Raw genomic sequence first — 20,147 nt, forward strand, 5'->3', positions numbered from 1 at the left:
TTCGGGGTGGAGGTGGAGCACCGCCCGCACGGCCGCGTGGGGCGTCCTCGGTGCACCGAAGGAAAGGCCTGGGTTTCCGCCGCACGGACGCCTGGCCGTCAGGACGAGGAGAGCCTGCCGACGAAAGATCAGTCTGCGTGGTTTTCGGCGCGCTCTGCACGCTCGCGGCGCTCCGCCCGGGCGCGGGCGCGAGACGTGGCGATGGACACCAGGACGCCGACGACGACGAGGTCCAGCACGATCTGGACCATCGCCACCATCTTCGCGGCCTCGCCCATGGGGTGGACGTCGCCGTACCCGACCGTCCCGAGCGTCACGACGGCGAAGTAGAGCGCGTCGGTCCGGTTCTCGATCCCCACGAACTGGTCGGCGAGGAGGTAGTAGACGAGCGCGAAGAACGTCACGACCGGCAGCAGCAGGCCCATGACGGACTGGACCCGCACGCTCGGCGTCTCCCACGCGCGGAGCTGGCGGCGCACCTGGACCACGAGGAGCCCGCACAGCAGCGCCAGCCCGATGCCGAAGGAGACGAGCTGGACCACCTCGGGCGCGTCGTCGGGCAGGGGCACGCCGTAGTAGACCGTCAGGCACGCAACCGTCGAGGTCACCGTGAGGATCGGCGTCCACCACGGGCTGTCGTGCGAGAGGCCGCGCTTGCGCATGGGCCCAGCATCCCGCGCCGGCGCCCGCTCGTCGCGGCGTGCCGGCGGCGTGCCGGTGTCAGGGGTGCTGGCTAGGTTGGGGCGCGTGACGTCGTCGACCACCGCGGCCCGCTCCGCGGCCGCCAAGCGAGCCCGCCCCGCCTACCGCTGCAGCGAGTGCGGGTGGACCACCGCGAAGTGGGTGGGCCGGTGCGGCGAGTGCCAGGAGTGGGGCACGGTGACGGAGGACGCCCCGGCCGCCTCGGGCCCCCGCACCACGGCCGTGTCGCCCACGCGCTCCCCCGCGCGCCCCATCGGCGAGATCAGCGTCGAGGCCGCGCGCGCCACGCCCACCGGCGTGTCCGAGTTCGACCGCGTGCTCGGCGGCGGCATCGTCCCGGGTGCCGTCGTGCTCCTCGCCGGGGAGCCCGGCGTCGGCAAGTCGACGCTCCTGCTCGCCGTGGCGAGCAACGTCGCCGCGGGCGGCTCCGACCTGCCGACGGTCCGGCCCGCCGGAGAGCGCGCGCCCGCGGAGGCGGCGCGGCCCGCCCCCGTCCCGCGGCGCGTCCTCTACGTCACGGGCGAGGAGTCGGCCGGGCAGGTGCGGCTGCGCGCCGAGCGCGTCGGCGCCCTCGCGCCCGGGCTGCTGCTCGCGGCAGAGACGGACCTGGCGACCGTCCTCGGGCACATCGAGGCCACGGAGCCCGACCTGCTGGTGGTCGACTCGGTACAGACCATCGCGTCCGCGCAGGTCGAGGGAGCGCCCGGCGGTGTGAGCCAGGTGCGCGAGGTCGCGGCGTCGCTCATCGCCGCGGCGAAGGCCCGCGACCTGCCCGTGATCCTCGTCGGGCACGTCACGAAGGACGGCTCGGTCGCCGGCCCGCGCACGCTCGAGCACCTCGTCGACGTCGTGTGCCAGTTCGAGGGCGACCGCCACTCGCGCCTGCGCCTCGTCCGCGCGGTGAAGAACCGCTACGGGCCCACCGACGAGGTCGGGTGCTTCGACCTCACCGAGAACGGGATCGTGGGGCTCGCCGACCCGAGCGGCCTCTTCCTCTCCCACACCGGCGCGGGCGTGCCCGGAACGTGCGTCACCGTGACGCTCGAGGGCCGCCGCCCGCTCGCGCTCGAGATCCAGTCGCTCGTCGTGCCGAGCTCGCTGACGAACCCGCGCCGCACCACGAGCGGCGTCGACTCGAGCCGCCTCGCGATGATCCTCGCCGTCATGCACCGCCACGCGGGCGTGCGGCTCGTCGACCAGGACGTCTACGCGTCGACCGTGGGCGGCGCCAAGGTGACCGAGCCGGCCGCCGACCTCTCGATCGCGCTCGCCGTCCTGTCCGCGCGGGAGGACGAGGCCCTCCCGCAGGGCACCGTCGCGTTCGGCGAGGTCGGCCTCGCCGGGGACATCCGCCCGGTCGCCGGCCTCGACCGCAGGCTGGCCGAGGCCGCGCGCCTCGGCTTCACGCGCGCCGTCGTGCCGCGGGGGTCGTTCCCGCGCCCCGTCGAGGGCATGACCATCCACCCGGCGCGGCACCTCGGCGAGGCGGTCGAGCTCGCGCGGAGCTGAGCGCCCGGGCCGCGGCCGGACAGCCCCCGACCGCTGCCCGGCCGCGGTCGTCAGCCCTGAGCTCCGGCCGAGCGCCGACGCCGCACCACCAGGACCGTCCCCGTGCCGACGGCCACCGCCAGGCCGGCCAGCACCGTGAGCAGCGCGACGCTCGCGCCCGTCGTCGCGAGCGGGCCGCCGCCACCGGGGCCGGGCGCGGCCGTGGCTCCCGGCTCGGAGGGCTCGGGCGCCGGCGTCGTGGGCGCGAGGTCGTCGTCGTTGGTCACGGTGCACGTCACGGCGTCGTCGGGCCCGATGTCGACGACGTCGTCCTCGACGGCGAGCGCCGCGCCCTCCCCGTCGACGCACTCCCACCCGAGCGCGGTGTAGCCGGCGGGACCCTCCTCGGCCAGCGCGTACGCCCCCTCCTCGACGGGCACCGCCGTGACGTCGTCGCTCCCCGACGCCCCGGTGACGACGAGGTCGCCGGTCTCGGGGGACCCGGACGCCGTGAGCGTCCAGTCCGCGGGCGCGGCGGTGCCGCCGTCGTCGTTGACGACCTCCTTGACCAGCGTGAGCATCGGCGGGCACACGACCTCGTTCGTAACGCCCACCTCCCGCGTCGGCGACCCCGCGGTCGTCGTGAAGGGCAGCGCCTCGTCGACCGCCTCCCCGTCGACCGTCGTCACGCGCGCACCGGTGAGGACGCAGCCCGCGGGGAGGGTCGTCGTCTCGTCCACGACGACCTCCTGCGCGCCCGCGTACCCGCCCCGCTCGGTGCCCCACGGCTGGGCGCTCGGCGCGGCGCCGTCGGGCCCGGTGAGCGTGAGCGCGGCCTCCAGGCCCTCCGGCTGCTCGCCCTCGGCGTAGACCTCGCCGCGGACGACCCACGTCTTGTCGACGACGACCGCGGACTGCGGCCGGTTGCGGATCGTGCAGCTCACGAACCCCGACGGCGGGAGGTCGACCGTGAAGCCGGTGGCCCCGGAGCTCTCGACGGCGACCGGCGCGTCCTGCGCGAGCTTGTCGACGCACACGGCGTTCGCGCCGGCGGCGGTGACCAGGTCGTAGCCGTCCTGCTGCGTCTCCGCGACGGTGAGCGACGCGGGCTGCGGCTCCGCCCCGTAGTCGACGTCGAACACGACGCTGCCGGTCCCGTCGTCGGGCGTCGTCTGCGTCGGCGGCGTGACCGTGACCCCGGCCGTCGCCGTGCCGGCCGAGATCTCCCACCCCGGCCCCGCGGGCACCGCGCCCGTGACGTCCTCGCCGAGGTTCTCCGCGGGGACGAGCTCCTTCGTCACGGTCAGCCGCGACGCGCAGCCCGAGAGGAGCACGTCCCGGAGCGCGGACCCCGCGGACTCGAAGTCGGCGAGGTCGAAGTAGTCGGCCGACCGCGGGTCGTCGCCCTCGTAGAAGGTCTCGCCGGAGAGCGCCCGCAGGTTCAGGCGCGTCACGTCGTCGATGCCGCTCCCGACCCCGAGCGCGAGGAGCCGGGACCCCCGCGCCTTGACGGCGTCGGCGGAGTAGATCCCGTTCTCGACGTCCCGGAAGTGCGTGGTGCCGCCGCTGCCGAGCAGCGGGTCGGCGCTGAACCGCGTCGGGTTGCCGTCGGTGAGCAGGACGACGACCTGGTAGTCCGGCGCGGCCTGCGCGACGGACCACAGGGCCTGGTCCCAGTTGGTCCCGGACCCCGTCCCCCACCCCGCGTACCGGGCCTTGAACGCGTCCGCGCCCGGCTGCGTCGACACGGGGACGAGCGCCGGGAAGTTCGCGCCGTTCGTCGCGGGCGACGTCCCGTCGAACGAGAAGACCGCCATGCGCGACGGGGTCCCGACGAGCGCGTCGGCGATCGAGTCGGTCGCGGCCTTGAGGTTCGCCACCTGGCTCCCGAGGGACGCCGAGAGGTCGAGGACGAGCGCGACGTCGACCCCGCACTGCGCGGCGAACGCCGGGTTCGTGCGGGACTGCTGCCACACGCCCTCCGAGTCGGTCTCGGGTCGACCGCTGCCGGCGCTGCCGAACATGAACGTCGGTGTCGCGGCGAGCGAGCTGACCGTCTGCCCCGCCGCGAGCGGCGGCGTGAGGAACTCGTACGGCCGCGCGACGGAGCCCGACCCGCTCCCCGCTCCCGTCCGCAAGGTCGGGTTGGTGTACCAGCCGTCGGGTGCCGACACCTGCCGGACGACGAACCGGGCCCCCGCGTTGGCACCGCCCTCCCCCGTGTCGGGCACGACGAAGGAGCAGTCGCCGTCGGCGTCCGCCGCGCACAGGCCCCAGCCCGGGTCCACGGGCTCGGTCGCGGTCGCGTCCGCGTACAGCCCGAGGACGACGCCCGGCAGCGGCGCGACCTCCCGGGTCGCGACCCGGTCGCCCCCGACCCGCACCGTCACGACCGCCTCGCCCTCGCCGGGGGCCGGGACGTCCGCGGTCGCGGGCGTCCCCGTCGCGAGCGCCGTCAGGGCGACGAGGACGAATGCGGCGCCTGCCGCGGCGGACCTGCGGACGCGCTCGGACGACCGACGACGTGGCATGGGCTTCTCCCGGGGACCGCTCGCGGACTGCTCGACCTCCACACTGTGACGGAGGCCACGACGTTCGGCCACCCCAGACGGCCGCGCTCCGCGCGCGTCGCCGCCCGGCGCCCCGTCGCACGCACCGAGACCGGATCGTGACCGCTTTGTGGCGTGTCCCGGGGGTTTCCCGAGGGTGGCGATGGGCTCGCAGCGTAGGATTCGACCGTGGCCAACTCCCCCGCGCACCCCGACGAGCTGCTCCGGGAGACCCTCGCCGCCGTGGCACCGGGCACCGAGCTCCGTGACGGTCTCGAGCGCATCCTGCGCGGCCGGACCGGCGCGCTCATCGTGCTGGGCCTGGACAAGGTCGTCGAGGAGATGTGCTCGGGCGGTTTCCAGCTCGACGTCGGGTTCTCCGCGACGCGGCTGCGCGAGCTGTCGAAGATGGACGGCGCCGTCGTGCTCGACCGCGACGCCAACCGCATCCTCCGCGCCGCCGTCCAGCTCCTGCCGGACCCGACGATCGAGACGACCGAGTCCGGGACGCGGCACCGCACGGCCGAGCGCGTGGCGAAGCAGAGCGGCTTCCCCGTCATCTCGGTGAGCCAGTCGATGCGGATCGTCGCGCTGTACGTCGGCGGGCAGCGCCACGTCCTGGAGGACTCCGACACCATCCTGTCGCGCGCCAACCAGGCGCTCGCGACGCTCGAGCGCTACCGCGCGCGCCTCGACGAGGTGTCCGGCACGCTGTCCGCGCTCGAGATCGAGGACCTGGTCACGGTGCGCGACGTCTGCGCCGTCGTGCAGCGCCTCGAGATGGTCGCGCGCATCTCCGAGGAGATCGCCGGCTACGTCATCGAGCTCGGCACCGACGGCCGCCTCCTCGCGCTCCAGCTCGACGAGCTCATCGGCGGCATCGGCTCGGACCGCGAGTTCGTCATCCGGGACTACGTCGACCTCGGCCGCAAGGACCGCTCGCTCGCGGACGTGCAGAAGGCCCTCGGCGGCCTCGACTCCACGCAGCTGCTCGACCTCGGCCAGATCGGCCGCGTGCTCGACCTGCCGGGCGGCGGCGACGCGCTCGACGCCGCGGTCGCCCCGCACGGGTACCGCCTCCTGTCGAAGGTGCCGCGCCTGCCCGCGACGATCATCGACCGGCTCGTGGCGCACTTCGGCGGCCTGCAGAAGCTCCTCGCGGCGAGCATCGACGACCTCATGACCGTCGACGGCGTCGGCGAGCAGCGGGCCCGCGCCGTGCGCGAGGGCCTGTCCCGGCTCGCGGAGTCGAGCATCCTCGAGCGCTACGTCTGACGCTCCGACCGTCCGCACGACGCACACGGAGGGGACCGTGGACCACGTCGACGAGTGGTCGGCACTGGCCGACGCCTGGGCGCGCTGGTGGGCGCCCGCCGCCGAGCCCGCCCAGCGGGCGATCCTCGACGCCGCGGGCGTCGGGCCGGGCTCCCGCGTGCTCGACGTCGGGTGCGGCACGGGCGAGCTCGTCGCCCTGGCCGTGGCCCGCGGGGCCGACGCGGCCGGGTGCGACGCCGCCGCGGGGATGGTCGACGCCGCCCGGCGCCGCAGCCCGGACGCGGACCTGCGCGTCGCGCAGGCGGAGCGCCTCCCCTGGCCCGACGACTCCTTCGACCTCGTGACGCTCGTCAACGCGCTCGCCTTCACCGACGTCGCGAGGACGCTCAGCGAGTGCCGCCGCGTCGGCGAGCTGGTCGCCGTCGCGACGTGGGCCGAGGACGCGCTGAACGATTTGACCGTCCTCGAGCGCGCGGTCGCGGACGAGGACCACGAGGCGAGCGACGAGAGCCGCGAGGAGGGACACCTCGGCGCGCTCCTCGCCGAGCACGGCTTCACCCCGGTCGCGGAAGGGGTCGCGGACGCGCCGATGGCGCTCGCCGACGCGGACGAGGTCGTCGCCGCGATCATGTTCGGCGAGTCGGACGAGCTGCGCGCCGAGCTCCGTCCCGACGTGCTCCGCGCCGCACGGCCGTTCCGGCGCCCCGACGGCTCCTACCTGCTGCGCAACACCTTCCGCTGGGCCCTGGCCCGCCGCTGACACGTCCCCGCCCCGCCGAGGGAGCACTGGTAGCGCGAGGTAGAGCCGTGGTTGGCCGAGGTAGAACCCTGGTCGCGCGAGGTAGAGCCCTGGCCCGCCGAGGTGGAACCCTGGCCCGCCGAGGTAGAACCCTGGTCCGCTGAAGGAGAACGTCCATCGACGACGGATGGCCGCGATCCCACAGTCGAAGACCGTGGTGCTCTCGTTCTCGCTGGACGTCCAGGGCGTTGCACATGCGGATCCGCGATCCCGGGCGGTCGCCCGGGCGAGCCAAGACCAGGGCGAGACGACGCCGGGGGGGGGGGGGGGGGGGGGGGGGGGGGGGGGGGGGGGGGGGGGGGGGGGGGGGGGCGGGCCCGGGCCGGGGGGGGCGGGGCCCCCCCCCCCCCCCCCCCCCCCCCCCCCCCCGCCCACCCCACGCAACCACACGCCGTCGGGCAGCGTGACCGCGGCTCTACCTCGCACGACCACGGCTCTACCTCGGCGGACCAGGGCTCTACCTCGCACGACCAGGGCTCTACCTCGCACGACCAGGGCTCTACCTCGGCGGACCAGGGCTCTATCTCGGCGGACCACGGTTCTCCCTCGCAGACGGGTCTCGCCCCGGTCCGTGGGGACGGACCGGGGCGAGACGGTGGTGCGACGCGCGCTGCGGGTCAGCCGCAGGAGCGGGCGTCGTACTGCTCCGTGACGGTCGTCGACCTCCCCCCGGCGTCGGTGGCCACGACCGTGACCTCACCGGCCTCGACGGAGGACCCGCGGGAGGCGAACGACTGGTAGGCGTTCTTCCCCGGCTCGACACCGTTGACGGTCCTGGTGCCGAACGGCGTGTCGAGGCGCACCGTGAGGGGCGCGTCGTCGTCGTTCTGCGCGCGGACCGCGACGTAGACCTTGCCGGCGAGGCAGCGGGTCTCGGTCGTCACCGTGACGGCCGGGCCCGTGGGAGCGCCGTCGCCCACGGTGAGCGTGAGCGTCGTCGTCGTGGTGCCGGCCGTGCTGACGTAGTCCGGGAGGACGAGGTCGCCCCGGACGACGTACACGCCCGGCGTCTCGACGACGCTCTCGTCGAAGTCCCACTCGACCCCGACGGCCTGGTTGTCGCGCGAGCCGTCGTTGTAGGAGACGAGGACCCTGGTGGGCAGCCACGGCTGCTCGCCGACGTCGACGCTCTGCTCGAACTGCTCGGCGCCCTGGACGGAGATGCCGCCCTGCGAGCTCTCCGGCCGCACGTACACCTGGGCCTCGGCGATGAGGCCGTAGGTCGTGTTGGTGCCGTAGACGGTGAACGGCTCGACGTTGGTCTCGGCGACCATGGCGGGCGTGATCGGCTGCCACGTGAACTCGACGGCACCGCGGCGCCCGCTCGAGTACACGACGTCGAGCGTCGAGGGAAGCTCCGGCACCTCGCCCGTGACGGTCCGCAGGATCACGGGGCTCGCCACGGAGTCGACGGTGTCGCCGTTGACGCGCCACCGCAGGATGCCGGTGCCGGCGCCGCCGGTCTGCACGCCCGTGATCCGGACCCGCAGGTAGCTGGCCTCGACGGGCTCGAACTCCAGGTGGTTGTACGCGTTGCGCTGGAGCGCGTCCGCGTACGTGGAGCCCTCGGTCAGGGTGACGGGCGTCCAGTCGGTGCCGTTCTGCGAGTGCTCGACCGTGTAGGTGTCCGCACGCGGCATGCGCGTCCCACCGTTGTCGTCGTACCAGTAGATGTCGGTCGACGCGACCAGCACGGGCGACTCCCACGCGTACCGGATCCACGCGGCGTTCTGCGCGCTCGTGCCGTTCGCGGGCTGCCCCCACGTGCCCCAGCCGTTGCCCGCACCGGGGTTCGAGCTCGCGGGCGTCGAGGGCTCGTTGACCCGGAGCGGGTTCTCCCAGGAGGCGGACCCGCTCGTCGTGACGGTCGCGAGCGTCCCGAACTCGGCGGACGTCGCCTTCTCGGTGAGCTCGACCTCGACGTCGCGCTCGGTCGTGAGCTCGCCGTCGGACGCCGTGAGCCGGAAGGTGTACACCCCCGGGGCCGTGCCCGTCACCGTCGTGGTGAGGGCGTCGGCAGCACCGAAGATGACGCTCGCCCCGTCGGGCGCGGAGACCGTCGACCACCCGTAGGTGAGCGTCCCGTCCTCCGGGATCCCGTCGTCGGTCACCGTGCCGACGAGCGTGGTGGAGAGGTTCCCGTCCTTCGACCGGTCGACGTTCACCCCGACCGCCGGGGCGTCGTTGACGACCTCGGGCACCTCGCGGCCCGAGTCGAAGACCTGGATCTCCGAGATCGCCGTCCAGGACGACGGCGTGTTCGTGAACGCGACCCGGACCTTGTCCGCCGTCACGGCCTCGAACAGCGCCTCGTTGAACTTGGGCCCGGGGACCTTGGGCGCCTTGAACGCGTCCGGCACGGTCGTCCAGCCGCCGGACCCGTCGGGCACCTGGACCGAGTACCGCAGCGGCTCGCGGTACCCGCCCGCCTGCCGGTCGCTGACGAACCAGACCTTGACGTTGTCGAACGTCGTCGGCTCGCCCAGGTCGAGCTCCACGTAGCCCGTGTCGCCCTCCGTGCCGTAGTTGCCCCAGAAAGGCTCGTTGGCGGTGCTGCCGTCCGTGACCGCGTCGAGCGACACGGGCCGCTCGGTCTCCTTGATCGCGCCCGGCGTGTAGTTCATCGAGCCCGTGCTCCAGCCCGGCGTGTGGAACTGGCGCCACGGGGTCGGGCGCGCACCCTGCTGGGTGGCCGACGACGACAGCTCCGCGCCGCGCGCGAGGTTGTCGGCGTCCTCGGTGAGGTCGATGCCGGCCGTCCTCAGGTACGACACGACGCGCTCGTCCTCGATCGGGGTGTCCACGGCCGTGGGCACGGCGGCGCCCTCGTCGGCGACGACCTGGACCGCGAGGCCCTCGTCCGACTCCACGACCTCGTTGGCCGCCGGGTCGTAGACGAACCGGCCGAGCCCGTCGGCCGCGGCCTTGCGCTCACCGTCGACGAAGAGGCTGTATCCCTCGCCGAGGCCGTAGTGCGAGCCGTCCTCGTCCCAGACGATCGTCACGTCGGTGCCGTGGTACCGCAGGTTGTTGACCATGAAGTGGTCGTACCCGAGGTCGATCGGCCAGAGCTCGATCTTGTCGTCCGACCGCGGCTGGATGCCGCCCATGTCCTCGACGTAGATGTAGTTCATGTTGCCGAGCATCACGTGGTTCGGGTTGTTGCGGTTGAACGTCTGCGTGCTCGCGTTCCAGTTCGAGTAGTACTCGGCCTGGTTGGGGACGAGGGCGTCGCCGTTCGGGTAGATGCTCCACGCCATCCAGTCGAGGAGCTTCGCCGCGTACTCGGGCGTGACGTAGGTGTGGTCGGGGTCGTAGTGCCGCAGCGCGGACCGCACGCCCCGGTACTGGACCGTGAAGTTGATGTTGGAGAAGTTGTTCGACCCCCCGATGCCGTACTTGGCCCGGTCGTACTGGTTGGCCGTGTAGAACGGGAAGATCGGGAAGTTGTCCCCGTAGCGCAGGAAGCGGAACCCGTCGACGTACGTGTCGGCGTCCTCGACCGGGATGAGGTTCTCGGCGTAGATGTCGTAGAGGTTCGACTCCTTCGCCGGGATGAGGTCGCGCTCGGCCTGGCTCAGCGGGTTCTGGTTCCCGCCCGACGTCGCGCCGTGCGACGTCCCCGCGAGGAACATGCGCGTCTCCTCGCTCCACAGCCGCCCGAGGATGGCGTCCCGGATCTCGTCGGCGGTCTGCCCCATCTCCGCGACCTTCTCCGGGTCCGCCCCCGCCATCGCGTAGAGCTGGCGGGCGGCGTCGAACGCGCCCCACACGTACGCGGACTCCGGGCGCTCGATCGTCCGCGCGCCCGGCGCCCCCGCGTCGACCTTGGGGTACCCGAAGCTGATCGCGTCGGAGTCGTTGCCCGGCATGTAGTTGGTGTCGTACGCGATGAGCTTGTCGTCGTTGCCGTCGTAGTGCTCGAGCTGCCCGGTGCCGTCGCCCTCGAAGTACGTCGCGAAGCGCTCGGCGACCGCCGGACCGCCGCCGTGCACGTTGTACGCCTCGAGGCCCGCGGTGCCGAGGTACTGCGAGTAGTGGTTGTTCCAGCTCGTGTGGCCCGGGCTGTCGAGGAACGCCGACGCCCCGGAGAGCTCACCGATGTTGAGCACCTGCCCGTACCCGAGGTACGGGTTGCGGATCCACTTGGTGTCCTGCAGGTGCATGGGCTGCGTGAGCGCCACCGAGTTCTGGTAGAGGTTCACGCCCTCGATGGTCGTCGGGTACTGGTACACGTAGCCGGGCTCGTTCGCGTCCAGGCTGTTGTACCGCTCGCCCCACCAGCGGTAGACGATCGCCTTCTCGATCGCCTCGTCCGGGACGTCGATGTACGGGATGTCCTCCGCCCACTGCCGGTTGAACTCCGTGACGCCCGTGCGGAACGCCTCCGCGGGGGTCAGCGCGGCGTACTCGTGGAAGCTCTCCACCGACTCGGGGAGCGTGTCGCTGGACAGCACGCCGAGCACCGACAGGTCGACCGAGCCGCCCGCCGGCACCGTGACCTCGCGGTCGAGGTTGGTCCCCGTGCGCTCGAACCCCGGGGCCTTGAGCCCCACCGTCACGGTGGACCACGGCGTGTCCACGAGCCCGTTGTTCGACCCGCTCGTCAGCGTGCGGGTCCCCGTCAGCTCGTCGGCCGCGTCGGCTGCTGCCGTCGCGAGCGGCGAGGACGCGCGCACCGTGAAGGTCACGTCGCTCGCGCCGGGGTTGGTGAACGTCAGCGCGGACAGCGCCACGTTGTCGTACGTGATGAGCTTCTTGAGGTCCGCGACGACGCCCGTCGTCCCGACGGTGTAGCGCGCCTTCGCGTGGCTCGGCGCGTTGAAGCGCTGCGCCCCGACCTCGGTGATCGTCTGCCCGGGCACGGTCACGGTGTAGAGGTTGCCGAGGTTGTTCGGCCCGCCCGCGAACGCGGAGCCCGCGAACCCCATGACCGCCCAGTTGCTGTTGCCCCGCAGGTACAGCGACCTGCCGCGCGTCTGGAGCACGCCGTTGCTCGCCGTCCCGCTCACCCCGAGCACGCGGTCGAGGTAGTAGTCGGTGCCGCCCGCGGCCAGGTCCTTCTCGAAGATCGACCCGTGCATCGAGCCCGCGGTCCACGGGACGCCCGGCTCGAGGGCGGCGGCGACCTGGTCCAGGTTCCTGTAGACCGGGTCGCCGATGTCCATCGAGTCCGTCGTGCCGTCGGTGTAGACACCGATGTCGCTCTCGTTCCCCGGCACCACGTCGGCCTGTGCCGCCGGTGCCAGTGCGACGCCGGTGGCGGCCATCGCACCTGTCATCGCCGAGGCGACGACCCTTCTCCACGCTCTCCCCGACATCACCAAGTCCTCTCCATCGGGAACCGGAACAGGTCCGGGACGACGACGGCGCCACGCGTCGCGCGGGTGGACTGCCTCGTCCGCCCGCCCCGCTGCGGGACGCGTGGACACGATCGTCGTGCCGGCTCGCGCCGCGCCGCGGAAGTCCCGGACCCGGGGCTCGTGGCCCCCGCTCCCTCCGCGATGAGGTCGCCAGTCGCGAGCCAGTCAACCAGCCAGGAGCGTCGACCGCAATGGTTTTCGGTATCGAGTTCGCGGCGCCACGGACCGGGCGCGCGGAGGCCCGGCTGGCAGATATTCCTTCTGCTCGCTGCGATATCGACCTCTACGACGCGATCTCATCGACCCGCAGAGCCATCGACAGGAGCAGACTCCGAAAACGTCATGCCATCTGTTTCGTCGAGTGACCGGGTCGGGTGCGGCCGCCCCGCCCCCCTCGCGGGCGGAGCGCCGCGGGTCGGTCGACGGGCCGGCGAGGAAGGGTACGGGCGATGACGGGCGCAGGGAGGAGCCGGGAAGGCCCGGCCGGCAGCGGGCCGGAGGGTGCGAGGTCGCCCCCGGAGCAGGCTCGGCGCTACGCCCCGTCGGTCGTCGCGTCCGGCGGCGCGGCGCCCTCCGCGGGATCCGTCCCGTCCGCGGGAGCCGTCCCGTCCGCGGGAGCCGTCCCGTCCGCGGGAGCCGTCTCCTCGGTGGGAGGGGCGGTCCCGTCCGCCGGGGCGGTGGACTCAGCGGGTGCGGTGCCGTCGCCCGGTGCAGTGGTCTCGGCCGGGTCCGGCGTGGGGGCGGGCGGTGCGAGCAGGGTGAAGGTCACGGGCTCGCTCGTCGCGCCGTCGACCCCGGCGATGCTCACCACCGCCGTGTACGTGCCGGGGTCGACCTCGGGCTGGTCGGGCGCACAGCCCTCGACCGACCGGTGGCGGTCCCACCGCACGAGCCGCGACGGGTCCTCGTCGCCCGTGCTCATGAGGAGCAGGCGCTCGGTCGACCCGCAGTGGGCCGACGACCACACGAGCTCGTCGCCCGAGTAGACGAGCACCTGACGGCCCGCGTCCGACCCGTCGACGAGGCACGGCCGCCCGCCGGACTGCCGGACGGTCACGTCGAGCTGCACGGCGCGACCGGGCTCGTACTCGGCGGCGTTGGTGGTCACGGCGAGCTCGAGCGACGCCGCCGTGCAGTCGCGGGGCGGGCCTGCGGCCTCGGGCGTGGGGGGCGGGGACTTGCCCTCCTCGGCGCTCGCGTCGCCGCTCAGCAGCGGCCCGACGGCGCGGACGGCCACCTGGCCGAGCAGCACGAGGCCGACGACGAGCGCCACGAGGAGGAGGAGCGCGACGAGCCGACGCCGTACCAGGGCGGCGCGCGTGGGCGCGCCCGGCCCGGCGCTCGGGCGGGTGCTCGGCCTCGGGGTGCGGTCGGTCCGCGGCGTGCTCACGGGTCCTCCGTCGTGCTCGTGCTGGTCGGGACCACGCTAGCCGCGAGGCGGCCCCGCGGGGCCGGTGCCGCGCCGACGGCGGCCCAGGTCGGGGCACAATGAGTGCGGCCGACCCCGACCCTCCCGAGGACCCACCACCCGTGGCAGCCCCCACCCCCCGCCCGGCGCGCGCCGACGACCCCGTCCGCACGGCGCGCTCGACCGCGCTCTCGACCGTGCCCGGGGACCCGCACGCGGGGCTGCGCGACGCCGTCGGGCGCTGGTTCGGCGAGGCGGCCCGCGACCTGCCGTGGCGGGCCGCGGACCGCACCGCGTGGGGCGTGCTGGTGAGCGAGGTCATGCTGCAGCAGACGCCGGTCGTGCGGGTCGAGCCGGCCTGGCGGGCGTGGATGGAGCGCTGGCCCGAGCCGGCCGACCTCGCCGCCGCACCGACCGCCGACGTGCTGCGCGCGTGGGGCCGGCTGGGCTACCCGCGGCGCGCGCTGCGCCTGCAGGAGTGCGCCCGGGCGATCGTCGAGCGGCACGAGGGCGAGGTGCCCCGCGGCGAGGAGGCGCTGCGCGCCCTGCCGGGGGTCGGCGAGTACACCGCCGCGGCGGTCACCGCGTTCGCGCACGGGCGCCGCGCGGTCGTCGTCGACACGAACGTGCGCCGCGTCCTGGCGCGGGCGGTCGGGGGCGTGGCGCTGCCGGCGCCGTCGTACACGGCCGCGGAGCGCGCGACCGCCGCCGCGGTCGCGCCGACCGACGACGACGACGCGGTGCTGTGGGCGGCCGCGTCGATGGAGCTCGGTGCGCTCGTCTGCACGGCGCGCGCGCCCCGCTGCGGCGTCTGCCCCGTCCGCGACGCGTGCGCGTGGCGCCTGGCCGGGCGCCCGGGCGACGAGCACGCGGCCCGACGCCGCACGCAGGCCTGGGCGGGCACCGACCGGCAAGCGCGGGGCCGGGTCATGGCCGCGCTGCGCGACGCGCCGGGCCCGGTGCCGCGCGGCGTCGTGGCCGAGGTGTGGCACGACGCCGCGCAGCTCGACCGGTGCGTCGCGAGCCTCGTCGAGGACGGGCTCGTCGAGCAGGTCGACGGGCCGGGCGGGGTGCTCTACCGGCTCCCCGCCTGACCCGGCGTCAGACGGTCGGGAGCCACACGCGCATCGTCGACGGGCCCCGGCCCGCCCAGTCGTGGTACGGCACGAGCCGCACGTCGACGGGCTCCGCCGGGGCGACCCCGGCGCGCACGGACCCGGTCCGGCCCGGGGCACCGCCGTGCAGGGGCGCGTACGGCCACGGGCCGGGCGCCGGGTCGACGAGCAGCCCGCGGACGACGACGTGCCCGTCCTCCTCGCGCGGCGCGACGGCGACGTCGACGCGCAGGTCCGCGACGTCGCGGCCACCGGGCAGGTCCACCGACTCCACGCACAGGACCTCGGGGCCCCGCTGCACGGCCACGCACCCGCGCACGGCGTCGATCCGGTCGTCGGGCACGAGGAACCGGGGCGCGACGTCGAGGTCGAGCGTGACGACGCTCCCCGACCGCAGGTCCGGCACCGCGACGGTGCCCGCGGGCACGTGGCGGGCCGGGCCGTCGTCGACCACGAGCAGCCCCGAGCCCGACCACGCGGGGACGCGGAGCGTGAGCGCCCACCGCTCCGGCGCCTCGACGACGCGCACGCGGACGCGGCCCGTGGCCGGGTAGTCCGTCTCGACGTCGAGCGCGACCGGCTCTCCCGACGGGAGCGTGGCGCGGACCTCGCTCGGCGCGTACTGGTGGAGCTGCACCCCGCCGTCGTCGACGGTGGCGAGGTACCCGGCGAGGCTCGCGAACGTGCGCGCGACGTTGGGCGGGCAGCACGACACCTCGAACCACGGCGCGCGCAGCGACGACTCGGCACGCTTGCTCACCTGGTCCGGCGCGGCCGGCTCGCCCGGGACACGCTGGTGGAGCGTGTTCGCGTAGTAGAAGGCGCGGCCGTCGTGCGCGGGCGACGTCGCGACGACGTTGAACAGGGCGCGCTCCACGACGTCGGCGTAGCGTGCGTCGCCCTGCGCGAGCAGGAGGCGCCACGCGACCATGACCGACCCGATCGACGCGCACGTCTCCGAGTAGGCGCGGTCCGGCGGCAGCACGAAGTCGTCGCCGAACGCCTCGTCCTGGTGGTGCGACCCCTGCCCGCCGGTGACGTAGGTGCGCGCGGCCTGCGTGCGCTCCCACTGCCGCGCGACCGCGGCGACGAGCTCGTCGTCCCCGGTCTCCACGGCCACGTCGACGGCCCCCGCGGCGAGGTAGTTCGCGCGCACCGCGTGGCCCCGGAACACCGTGGCCTCGCGCACCGGGACGTCGTCCTGGTAGTACGAGCGGCCCCACTCGATGTCCGCGAGCGTGCCGCGCCCACGGCGCTCGACGAAGAGCGCCGCCTGGCGCACGTAGCGCGGCTCGTCGAGCGCGCGCCCGAGCTCCGCGAGCGCCACCTCGACCTCCGCGTGCCCGCACACGCCCTGGATGCCGTCGGGCCCGAACGTCGCGCACACGTGGTCGGCGGAGCGCCGCGCGACCTCGACGAGGAGGTCGTCGGGGTGGCCGGTGCGCACGCGCGCGACGGCCGCCTGCAGGAGGTGGCCCTGCACGTAGAGCTCGTGGCCCCACTCGAGGTCCGTGTACCGGGCGGGCTGGCCCGGGTGGCCGAACCGCGTGCACAGGTACCCGTCGGGTGCCTGCGCCGCGGCGACGCGCTCGACGATCGCGGCGAAGCGGCGCTCGAGGGCGTCGTCGGGCCGGCGCCCGAGCTCCCAGGCCATCGCCTCGAGCAGCTTGTACACCTCGGAGTCGCTGAACTCGCGGCCTCGCCGCGTCGTCGCGACGTCGCCGCGCACGACCGCGTCGAAGTTGCCGAGCCAGCCCTCGGCCTCGAGCCAGTGCTCGATGTGCGCGAGCGTCGCGGTCCGGTTGACCTCCTGGCGCTCGCCCCAGAACCCGCCCGTGATGCGCACCTGCGCCAGCCCGAGCGGCTGCAGCCGCCCGGTCGCGGGGACGACCGGGCGTCCGCCGTCGGTCGGGCGGGCACCGGTCCCCGTCGTCCGGGGCACGGTCGGGGTCGTGGTCATGGCAGCACCTCCCGAGGCGACGGGGTCGCCTCGTCGTTCGTCGGGGACGACGCCGGACGGCGTCGGATCGGTAGGCCGCGGGGCGAGGTCGAGGTCGGGGACGTGCGTCGTCGTCATCCCTTCAGCGCCCCGGACATGAAGCCGCGCACGTAGTGGCGCTGGAGCAGCAGGAACAGGACGATGCACGGCGCCGCGAGCACGACGACGCCCGCCTGGGTCGCGCCGTAGTCGACGATCCCCATGACCTGCTGGCGCATGTTGGCGACCGCGAGCGGCAGCGGCGCCTTCGTCGAGTCGGTGATGAGGATGAGCGGCGCCACGAAGTCGTTCCACGCGGCGAGGAACGCGAACAGGCCCACGGTGATGAGCCCGGGCTTGACCGCGGGGACGAGCACGCGGCGCAGCGCCCCGAAGGACGAGCACCCGTCGACCATCGCCGCCTCGTCGAGCTCGCGCGGGACGGACTCGAACGAGATACGCATCATGAACGTCGCGAACGGGAGCTGGAACATCGTGAGGACCAGCGCCAGTCCGAGCAGCGAGTTCTGCAGGTGCAGCGTGTTGAGCAGCACGTAGAGCGGGATGAGGAGCGTCGCGTACGGCACCATGAGGATCGCGAGCGTCACGAGGAACAGGACGTCGCGCCCGGGGAACCGGAACCGTGCGAACGCGAACCCGCCGAGCAGCGAGACGGTGAGCGTGAAGAGCACCGTGAGCCCGGAGACGACGACGGAGTTCCACAGGTACTGGCCGATGCCGGCCTGGTAGCCCGCGAGCGTCACGTAGTTGCCGAAGCCCCAGCCGTCGACCTGGTTGCTGCCGGGCTGCGGCGAGAACGACGCCACGCCGGCCCACACCAGCGGGAAGAGGAAGACGATCGCGAGCCCCCCGGTGAGCACCCAGTACGGGGTGCGCGTGAGGATGCCCGCGATGCGGGCACGAGGAGCCGGCGCGGGACGTGCACCGGGCGCGGGGCGGACGGGGGCGGTTGCCGTGACGGCCATGTCACTTCTCCTCGGGTGCGCGCATGCCACGGACCTGCGCGACGTTGATGAGCACGAGGGCCGCGAGCACGATGATCGACAGCGCGGCGGCCACGCCCAGGTCGTTCTGCCCCTGGAAGGCGATGTTGTAGACGAGCTGGACGACGGTGATGGTGCTGTTGTCCGGCCCGCCCTTGGTGAGGATGTAGAACTGGTCGAACGCGAGCAGCGACCCCGTGACGCAGAGGATCGTGCAGAGCGCGAGCGACGGGCGCAGCAGCGGGACGGTCACGCGCGCGAACGTCTGCCACCGGTTGGCGCCGTCCATGCGCGCCGCCTCGTACACCTCGTGCGGGATGCCCTGGAGGCCCACCATGAGCAGCAGCATGTAGAAGCCGGCGAAGCGCCAGACGATGAGGAACACCGTCGACCAGAGCGCGCCGTCGGGCGACCCGAGGAACGAGACGGGCTGGTCGACGATCCCCAGGCGCTCCAGCAGCGGCGAGATCGGCCCCACCTGCGGTGAGTACAGCGCGTAGAAGAGGAGGGACGCGGACGCGAGGCCCAGCGCGCTCGGCACGAGGATGGACGTGCGCAGGAAGCTCTTCCACCGGCTCGACTCCTGCACCAGGAGCGCGAACCCGAGCCCCAGCGCGATGAGGAGCACGGTGGCGATGACCGTGTACTTCAGGGTGAAGACGACGGAGTCCCAGAAGAACCGGTTCTCGACGGCGTCGCGGAAGTTGTCGGGGAAGTTCACGCCGCGGTTGCCCGCCAGGAGCGGCCAGTCGGACGCCGACATCTGGCCGACGAGCAGCACCGGCAGGACGAAGAGGACGAGGACGAACACGGCCGTCGGCGCGGCGTAGGCCCACCCGCGGGCGGACTGCGACCGTCCGGGTCGACGACGGCGCGCGGCGCCCTCGGTCCCGCCGGCGCGGGGCGGTCGGTCGTCGCTCGGGACGGGCCCGCGGGCCGCCGGGCCGTGCGGCACGGGCGGTGGCGGCGTCGAGGGCGCGGACTGCACGGACATGGCTGGTCTCCTGGGACGGGGGCGAGGGAAGCCGGACCGGGCTCGCCGCCGCACGGCCTGCGGGCGGCGGCGAGCACCGTGGTCGACCGGGTCGGTGGTCGGTCGGTGGACCCGCGGGAGGTCGCCGGCGGCGCCGGAACCTCCCGGGGCCTCACTGCGACAGGACCGCCGTGATCTCCTCGTTGTCCGGCTCGATGCTCGAGCCGTCGCCGAACACGGCGTTGCGCACGAGCGTGAGCCACGGGCTGTTCGGCGCGTTGAACGCCTGCTGGAAGTTGCGCGCGACGGGCGTGCGGCCCTGGCTCGCGATCTCGTTGATCGTCATGACGCGCGGGTCGGCGGACGAGAACTCGTTGTCGACCAGGTCGGCGCGGGACACGACGTCGCCGTTCTTGGCGAGCACCTGCACCTGGGCGTCCTCGGACATCATCCAGGACAGGAAGTTCCACGCCTGGTCCGACTTCTCGCTGTCCTTGGAGATGCCGATGCCGTCGCCGCCCACGAAGGTCGACCCGCCGCCGTCGGGACCGGGGATCGGCGCGACGCCGACGTCCACCGTCTCGTCGGCCGTCGACAGGAGCGTCGCCGGGTACGGCATGACGCCGACCTTGCCCTCCTGGAAGGGGGCGACCCACGTGGCGCCCGTCTCGTCGCGCGTGCCCGCGCCGACCGCGTCGGAGTCGACGAGGTCCTTGTAGACGGCGTACACGTCCTGCGCGGTGTCGCTCGCCAGGAGCGACTCGGCGCCGGCGTCGCCGAGGACGTCCTCGTCCGCGGCCCAGATCGACGGGAACCACGTGAAGACGAGGCACCCGCCGCAGTTGCCCCCGAAGAACGTGCCGTCCACCCCGCCGCCGAGCGCGTCGACGGCCTTGGCCTGCTCCGCGAACTCGGCGAGCGACGTCGGTGGCGCCTCGGGGTCGAGGCCCGCCTGCTCGTAGAGGTCCTTGTTGTAGAAGAGGACGGAGACGTCGAGGACGAACGGGAGGATGTACTCCTGGTCCTCGTAGGTGCCGGCCTCGAGGTGGCCCGGGTTGATCTCGTCCGCGAAGTCGAGCTGGTCGATGCGCCCGGTGACGTCCTGGTAGAGGCCCTGCTCGACCCAGTTCGGCACGTACACGATGTCGGCAGCGAACAGGTCCGGCAGACCGCCGCTGCCCGCGGCGGCACCGACCTTCGCCACGTAGTCGTCGTTGGGGACGATGGTGAGCTCGACCTCGTTCTCGTGGCTCGCGTTGTACGCGTCCACCAGGAGCTTCGCCTGCTTCTCGAGCGGTGCGCGCGTCCACAGGGTGAGCGTGCTGCCGTCGTCGACACCCTCGACGCCTCCCTCCCCCGTGCCGCCCGTCGCGGCGTCGTCGCCGCCGGAGGCGGACCCGCACGCGGCGAGCCCCAGTGCGACGAGGCCGGCGAGCGTCGTCGTGGCCACGGACCTCTTCCACGAGGTCCCGCGGTGGTGTGTCATCTCGTGT

At 73.9% G+C, this 20,147-nt stretch carries 12 protein-coding genes; 4 read left to right on the forward strand and 8 right to left on the reverse strand.

The genetic code is table 11. The annotated features are described in order from the left end of the window. Window positions 1–128: 128 nt before the first annotated feature. Window positions 129–662, reverse strand: coding sequence for an ion channel (locus ABIE39_RS16580; protein WP_175007720.1), 534 nt, complete (start codon window positions 660–662; stop codon window positions 129–131). An 85-nt stretch (window positions 663–747) separates the two neighbouring features. On the opposite strand from ABIE39_RS16580, the gene ABIE39_RS16585 reads away from it, so the two are divergent. Further along, window positions 748–2,211, forward strand: a complete 1,464-nt coding sequence (locus ABIE39_RS16585; RefSeq protein ID WP_034654931.1) for a DNA repair protein RadA — start codon at window positions 748–750, stop codon at window positions 2,209–2,211. Window positions 2,212–2,261: 50 nt separating this feature from the next. On the opposite strand, the gene ABIE39_RS16590 is transcribed toward ABIE39_RS16585, so the two are convergent. Further along, window positions 2,262–4,721 carry a hypothetical protein gene (locus ABIE39_RS16590; protein WP_354052658.1) on the reverse strand — a complete coding sequence of 820 codons (2,460 nt, stop codon included), beginning with the start codon at window positions 4,719–4,721 and terminating at the stop codon, window positions 2,262–2,264. A 207-nt stretch (window positions 4,722–4,928) separates the two neighbouring features. On the opposite strand from ABIE39_RS16590, the gene disA reads away from it, so the two are divergent. Together disA and ABIE39_RS16600 are read left to right on the forward strand one after the other, a co-directional pair. Beyond that, window positions 4,929–6,014, forward strand: a complete 1,086-nt coding sequence (gene disA, locus ABIE39_RS16595; protein ID WP_108048290.1) for a DNA integrity scanning diadenylate cyclase DisA — start codon at window positions 4,929–4,931, stop codon at window positions 6,012–6,014. 37 nt (window positions 6,015–6,051) lie between these two features. Then, complete coding sequence (locus ABIE39_RS16600; RefSeq protein WP_175007718.1) at window positions 6,052–6,774, forward strand: methyltransferase domain-containing protein; 723 nt, start codon at window positions 6,052–6,054, stop codon at window positions 6,772–6,774. A gap of 656 nt (window positions 6,775–7,430) precedes the next feature. Here ABIE39_RS16600 and ABIE39_RS16605 read toward each other — a convergent pair. Both ABIE39_RS16605 and ABIE39_RS16610 read right to left on the reverse strand, forming a co-directional pair. Further along, a complete protein-coding gene (locus ABIE39_RS16605) occupies window positions 7,431–12,083 on the reverse strand; it encodes a galactose-binding domain-containing protein (RefSeq protein WP_354052660.1) in 4,653 nt (1,550 codons plus the stop codon). A 625-nt stretch (window positions 12,084–12,708) separates the two neighbouring features. Beyond that, window positions 12,709–13,566, reverse strand: coding sequence for a hypothetical protein (locus ABIE39_RS16610; protein WP_209829933.1), 858 nt, complete (start codon window positions 13,564–13,566; stop codon window positions 12,709–12,711). Window positions 13,567–13,706: 140 nt separating this feature from the next. On the opposite strand from ABIE39_RS16610, the gene ABIE39_RS16615 reads away from it, so the two are divergent. Continuing rightward, on the forward strand, window positions 13,707–14,678 hold the full coding sequence (locus tag ABIE39_RS16615) for an iron-sulfur binding domain-containing protein (protein ID WP_502914886.1): 972 nt from the start codon (window positions 13,707–13,709) through the stop codon (window positions 14,676–14,678). Window positions 14,679–14,685: 7 nt separating this feature from the next. Here the strand turns inward: ABIE39_RS16615 and ABIE39_RS16620 are convergent, their stop codons facing one another. The 4 genes from ABIE39_RS16620 to ABIE39_RS16635 all read right to left on the reverse strand — a co-directional run bounded on the left by ABIE39_RS16620 (window position 14,686) and on the right by ABIE39_RS16635 (window position 20,104). Beyond that, entirely contained in the window at window positions 14,686–16,659 is a 1,974-nt protein-coding gene (locus ABIE39_RS16620) for a glycoside hydrolase family 127 protein (protein ID WP_354052662.1), read from the reverse strand. A gap of 113 nt (window positions 16,660–16,772) precedes the next feature. Beyond that, window positions 16,773–17,663 carry an ABC transporter permease subunit gene (locus tag ABIE39_RS16625; RefSeq protein WP_175007714.1) on the reverse strand — a complete coding sequence of 297 codons (891 nt, stop codon included), beginning with the start codon at window positions 17,661–17,663 and terminating at the stop codon, window positions 16,773–16,775. Between the two features lies 1 nt (window position 17,664). After that, the gene (locus tag ABIE39_RS16630; protein WP_175007713.1) at window positions 17,665–18,675 is read right to left on the reverse strand and encodes an ABC transporter permease subunit; all 1,011 of its coding nucleotides are present in this window, start codon (window positions 18,673–18,675) and stop codon (window positions 17,665–17,667) included. A 151-nt stretch (window positions 18,676–18,826) separates the two neighbouring features. After that, window positions 18,827–20,104 (reverse strand): ABC transporter substrate-binding protein, encoded by a 1,278-nt coding sequence (locus tag ABIE39_RS16635; RefSeq protein WP_354052665.1) that lies wholly within the window; start codon window positions 20,102–20,104, stop codon window positions 18,827–18,829. Between the last annotated feature and the right edge of the window lie 43 nt (window positions 20,105–20,147).

Source organism: Cellulosimicrobium sp. 4261 (genome assembly GCF_040546915.1).
Classification (GTDB): Bacteria; Actinomycetota; Actinomycetes; order Actinomycetales; family Cellulomonadaceae; genus Cellulosimicrobium; species Cellulosimicrobium cinnabarinum.